We start from the raw sequence: 4937 nt of genomic DNA, 5'->3' as shown, positions 1-4937 counted from the left end.
GGGGTGTATAGGCCTCTGGTTTTTTTGGATGAACGGGGGTTTTTGCCGGACCCCCCTCAAACGCGCGGGGTGGGGTGTTTCCCGTCCGGGCGCGGCCCCCCCCCCCCCGGGCGACTGGCAGACGCTGGTGGACGGCGCGGCGGCCGCCGAAGCGGCCGGGTACCTCCGGGTGGTCGGCGTGTGGTCGCATCTGGCGCGGGCCGATGAGCCCGGACACCCCTCCTGTGCACGGCAGTTGGCGCATTTCCGCGAGGCGGCCGGGATCGCCCGTCGGGCCGGGCTCGCCCCCGACGTTCTGCATCTGTCCAACTCGGCCGCCACCCTGACACTTCCGGAGGCGCACTTCGACCTCGTCCGTCCCGGGCTCGCCGTCTACGGACTGAGCCCGGTGCCGGACCTGGCCGGGTCAACGGAGCTGGGGCTGCGGCCGGCGATGACCCTCACCGCCCGCCTCGCCTCCGTCAAGCGGGTCCCCGCCGGACAGGGTGTCTCCTACGGTCACCGCTACCGCACCGCCCGTGAGACGACCCTCGGACTGGTACCCCTGGGCTATGCCGACGGGGTTCCCCGGCATGCGTCGCAGGCCGGCCCCGTCCTTGTCGCCGGGCGGCAGCACACGGTGGCGGGCACCGTGTGCATGGACCAGTTCGTCCTCGATCTCGGCGATGCCACGGCCGCGCCCGGGGACGAGGTGGTGCTCTTCGGGCCCGGCGACCGCGGGGAGCCCGGTGCGGCGGACTGGGCGCGGGCCGCCCACACCATCTCCCACGAAATCGTCACCCGCATCGGCGCCCGCGTACCGCGCACCTACACGGGCGGCTCGGCCCCCGGCGACCACTGACGTCCCCTCCCCCACCCCTTGGATCACCCCCACCCCCTGGATCACCACCGCCCCCTGGATCACCACCGCCCCCTGACGAAGAGAGCCTTCACATGACGTACCGGCTTCCACCGTCCTCGCCGCGTCCTGCCGGGAAGCAGGACGCCCGCTCCGGCGACCCCGGTCCGGAACATCTCCACCGGGGCCTGAGCTCCCGCCATATCCAGATGATCGCGATCGGCGGGACCATCGGCGTGGGGCTGTTCCTCGGTTCCGCCGAGGCCCTGCACGACGCCGGTCCGGGCCTGCTGCTCACCTATGCCGTCGCCGGCGTGGTCATCTTCTTCGTGATGCGTGCCCTGGGTGAACTCCTGGTCTATCGGCCGGTGTCCGGTTCGTTCGCCACGTACGCGGAGGAGTTCATCGGCCACTGGGCCGGGTTCGCCACCGGCTGGAGCTACTGGCTGATGTGGGTCGTCACCGGCACCGCCGAGCTGACCGCGGCCGGGATCTACGTCCGCTACTGGTGGCCCGAGGTGCCCCAGTGGCTGCCCGGCCTCATCGCCCTGGCGATCCTCGGCGTGGCCAATCTCGCGGCGGTCCGGCTGTTCGGCGAGTTCGAGTTCTGGTTCGCCATCATCAAGGTGCTGACCATCGTCGTCCTGCTGGTCATGGCCGCCGCGATCCTGATCTTCGGCTTCGGTCCCCTGGGGGAGACCGCGTCACTGAGCAACATCTGGTCGCACGGTGGCGTCTTCCCGCACGGTATGGCCGGGCCGCTGCTCGCCCTCCAAGTGGTGGTGTTCGCCTTCGTCGGAGTCGAACTGCTCGGGGTGACCGCCGGCGAGAGCAAGGACCCCGAGAAGACCCTGCCCACCGCCGTCCGCCGGGTGATCTGGCGGATCGGGCTGTTCTACCTGGGCGCCCTCACCGCGGTCATGGCACTGGTCCCGTGGAACCAACTCGATCCGCACGTCAGCCCGTTCGTGCTGGTCTTCGCGAAGGTCGGGATCCCCGCGGCGGCCGGTGTGGTGAACGTGGTCGTGCTCACCGCGGCCCTGTCGTCCTGCAACAGCGGGGTGTTCTCCACCGGCCGGATGCTGCACACCCTGGCCCGGGACCGGCACGCACCGGCCGCGTTCGGGAAGGTCAGCCGCCAGGGTGTACCCGCAGCGGGCATCCTCGCCTCCATGGCCGTCATGCTGCTGGGGGTGGCCGCGAACTACTTCGTCCCGGAGCAGGCCTTCGCATATGTCACCAGCGTGGCGACCGTCGCCGCGGTGTTCACCTGGGGAATCATCTCCGCGGCACATCTGCGCTTCCGGGCGGCGGTGCGCGCCGGGCGGCTCCGGCCGGTCGCCTTCCGTATGCCACTGGCGCCGGCGTCGAACTACTTCGTGCTGGCCTTTCTCGGCCTGGTGGTCGTCCTGCTGGCCTTTGACGCCGAGACCCGCATCGCGCTGTACGTGGCCCCGGTATGGGCGGCGATCCTGGCGGCGGGCTACTTCTGCACCCGCCGCGGCCGGGCCGCCGGGCCCCAGGACGCACCGCCCGACGAGGAGATCCCGGAGCCGTCGCGCAGCAGGTAGCCGGGCGGTCGGGCACGAGGGCGGGGCGGCGTCCCTACGCCACGGCGTGGAAGAGAGCCGCCGCCGCGCCCCGTGACTCGACGCCCAGTTTGGTGAGGATCTTCGCGACGTGGAACTTCACCGTCGACTCGCTGATGTGGAGTTCCTGGGCGATCGCCCGGTTGCGGTGCCCGAGCGCGAGCCGGGCCAGTACCTGGAGTTCCCGCTCGCCCAGTGCGGTGAGCGGGTCGGGTGCCGGGTCCTGGAACACCCGCAGCGGGATCGTCGCCGACACCGTGGCCCCCCACCCGGGCACCGCGTCGAGGTCCAGCCGTCCGTCCAGCACATCGAGTCGCTCGGCGACCCCGCCGGGCGCCAAGTCGCCGTGCGTGAGGGTGCCGGGCCCGTCGTCCCGTACGGTCGCGCGCAGCTCGTCGTCGGTGAGCTGCCAGGCGACGTGGACGCGGGTGACCCCGTCCTGTTCCAGGACCTTCAGCAGCAGCGCCCGGACGATGGCGCGCGCGGTGTGCGCCACGTCGGCGGCCACCGTCCGCGGGGAGTCGGGTGCGCCGAACTCCAGCCGTACGGGGCTGTGGCGGACGAGCGGCCGCAGTGCGTCGGCGAGCCGGGCGAAGGCCTGTCCGACCGGCTCCTCGGCGATCGCCTGGTCCCGTTCCGCCTCCGCACTCAGCTCCACCAGCGCGGAAACGGCCAGATCCGTGGCGGTGGCGCGGGCCGCCGCGTCGTCGAGAGTGCGGCTGCGCAGAACGCCCAACACCCCGGTGAGGGCGGCCGAGTAGGCCTCGCCCAGCTCCGCGATCACCCGGGCCCGGGTTCCGGCGGCGGTCCGCGAGCGAGCCAATGCCCCGGGCATGGCCTCCACCGCCAGGCGGTCGACGTGGCTGGTGACCAGGTCCCACAGCGCCTGTACGAGGGCGGCCGCGGCCTCGTCGACCGGGGCGGCCGCCACGTCCCGTACCAGCAGCAGGACGGCGCCGCGGGGTGTCGCATGGCTCGTCACGACCAGGGCCGGCCGCTCCGTGCCGGCGAGGGTGAGCATGCCCTGCCAGGGGCGGCCGGGGACGCCGGCGGCGAGCAGCGGCGCCAGGTCGGCGGTGGACAGCCGCCCGGTGATGTCGGCATCGCCGTATGCCTTGAACGGTGAGTGCGCGCAGTGGGTGGAGAGTTCAGCGGCCGCCAGGTGCGGCACCGGCTCGGCCAGGACGGCGGAGAGCCGGGGCAGGATCTCGCCGAGCGGCTGGCGGATCACCTCGTATGCGGCGGTCAGGGCGGGCACGGATCCGGTCAACTGCATGAGCATCAGCGTAGCCAGGCGCTCCGGGACCGGCGCCGGCCTTTCGACCAGGTCGGACTGGCCAGATGACCGGCGTCGTGACCGTCCCCGGCAAGGAGGCTGAAGACATCGGCCCAGTGCCTCCACTGCATTTCATACATCGAACGGGGAGACCCCTATGCGAGCGATCCTTTACGACACCTTCGGCGGCGCCGAGGTACTCAGCCTCAAGGACACCGACAAGCCGGTGCCCGGACCGGGGGACGTGCGGGTGAAGGTGGTGACGGTCGGCGTCAATCCGCTGGATTACAAGCGGCGTTACGGATGGGTGGAGCAGTTCTATCCGACGACGTTCCCCGCCGTGCCGGGGCTGGAGTTCGCCGGGGTGGTGGACGCACTCGGTGACGGCGCGGGAGACACGTTCGCCGTCGGCGACGAGGTCTTCGGCCTGACCAGGACCGGCGCGTACGCGGAGTACGCCCTCGCGGGAGACATCGCGCACAAGCCCGCCGGGCTCTCCTTCGAGGCCGCGGCGGCCCTCCCGGTGGCCGGTGAGACGGCGCAGCGCGTCCTCGACGAGCTGGGCCTGGCGCAGGGCGAGACCCTGTTGCTGCACGGGGCGGCGGGGGCGGTCGGCCAGGTCGCGGTCCAGCTCGCGGTGGCCCGGGGCGCCACGGTGGTCGGTACGGCGTCCCCGGCCAATCACGACTTCCTGCGCACACTGGGTGCGGTTCCGGTGGCGTACGGCGCGGGGCTCGCCGACCGGGTCCGGGCGGCCGCACCCCAGGGCATCGACGCGGTCTTCGACGCGGCCGGCCAGGACACGCTGCCGGTCTCGATCGCACTGCGCGGCGGCACGACGGACCGGATCGTCACCATCGCCGATATGAACGCCGCCGAGCACGGTGTGCCCTTCTCCGCGGGCGGCACCCCGTCGGAGCAGGTCCGCGCCTGCCTGGCTGCGCACGCCCGCCTCGCCGTGGAGGGCAGGCTCGCGGTACCGGTCGTCGAGACCTTCCCGCTCGCCGACGCGGCCAAGGCGCAGGAGTTGAGCGAGGCGGGGCATGTGCGCGGCAAGCTCGTCATCACGGTCTGAGTCCGCGGCGGCCGGTGTGCGGATCGGCTGACGCCCCCCCGCACAAAGAGCGGTGGGGGGGGGGGGGGGGGGGGGGGGGGGGGGGGGGGGGGGGGGGGGGGGGGGGGGGGGGGGGGGGGGGGGGGGGGGCGGTCCGCCCTCCCGAGACCCATAGGCCCG

4 protein-coding genes are annotated in these 4937 nt (G+C 72.8%); 3 read left to right on the top strand and 1 reads right to left on the bottom strand.

All coding sequences use genetic code 11. From position 1 onward, the window contains the following. Both alr and ACZ4XD_RS30700 read left to right on the top strand, forming a co-directional pair. Positions 1-841 (top strand): alanine racemase (gene alr, locus ACZ4XD_RS30705; protein WP_468047405.1); only part of this gene is annotated, 841 nt, incomplete at its 5' end. 92 nt (positions 842-933) lie between these two features. Further along, positions 934-2409, top strand: a complete 1476-nt coding sequence (locus tag ACZ4XD_RS30700) for an amino acid permease (RefSeq protein ID WP_468047403.1) — start codon at positions 934-936, stop codon at positions 2407-2409. Between the two features lie 34 nt (positions 2410-2443). Here ACZ4XD_RS30700 and ACZ4XD_RS30695 read toward each other — a convergent pair whose 3' ends face one another. Then, positions 2444-3703: a LuxR C-terminal-related transcriptional regulator gene (locus ACZ4XD_RS30695; protein ID WP_468047401.1), complete on the bottom strand. Its 1260-nt coding sequence runs from the start codon at positions 3701-3703 to the stop codon at positions 2444-2446. A 157-nt stretch (positions 3704-3860) separates the two neighbouring features. Here ACZ4XD_RS30695 and ACZ4XD_RS30690 point away from each other — a divergent pair, with 157 nt between their 5' ends. After that, on the top strand, positions 3861-4778 hold the full coding sequence (locus ACZ4XD_RS30690; RefSeq protein ID WP_468047399.1) for an NADP-dependent oxidoreductase: 918 nt from the start codon (positions 3861-3863) through the stop codon (positions 4776-4778). Positions 4779-4937: the final 159 nt, after the last annotated feature.

It is taken from the genome of Streptomyces sp. NPDC029466 (genome assembly GCF_055574515.1).
This window is presented reverse-complemented; position numbering and strand designations above follow the sequence as displayed.

Coding starts and splice junctions, on each gene's coding strand:
- ACZ4XD_RS30695 (WP_468047401.1), bottom strand. CDS start 3,703: ATGCAGTTGACCGGATCCGTGCCCGCCCTGACCGCCGCATACGAGGTG.
- ACZ4XD_RS30700 (WP_468047403.1), top strand. CDS start 934: ATGACGTACCGGCTTCCACCGTCCTCGCCGCGTCCTGCCGGGAAGCAG.
- ACZ4XD_RS30690 (WP_468047399.1), top strand. CDS start 3,861: ATGCGAGCGATCCTTTACGACACCTTCGGCGGCGCCGAGGTACTCAGC.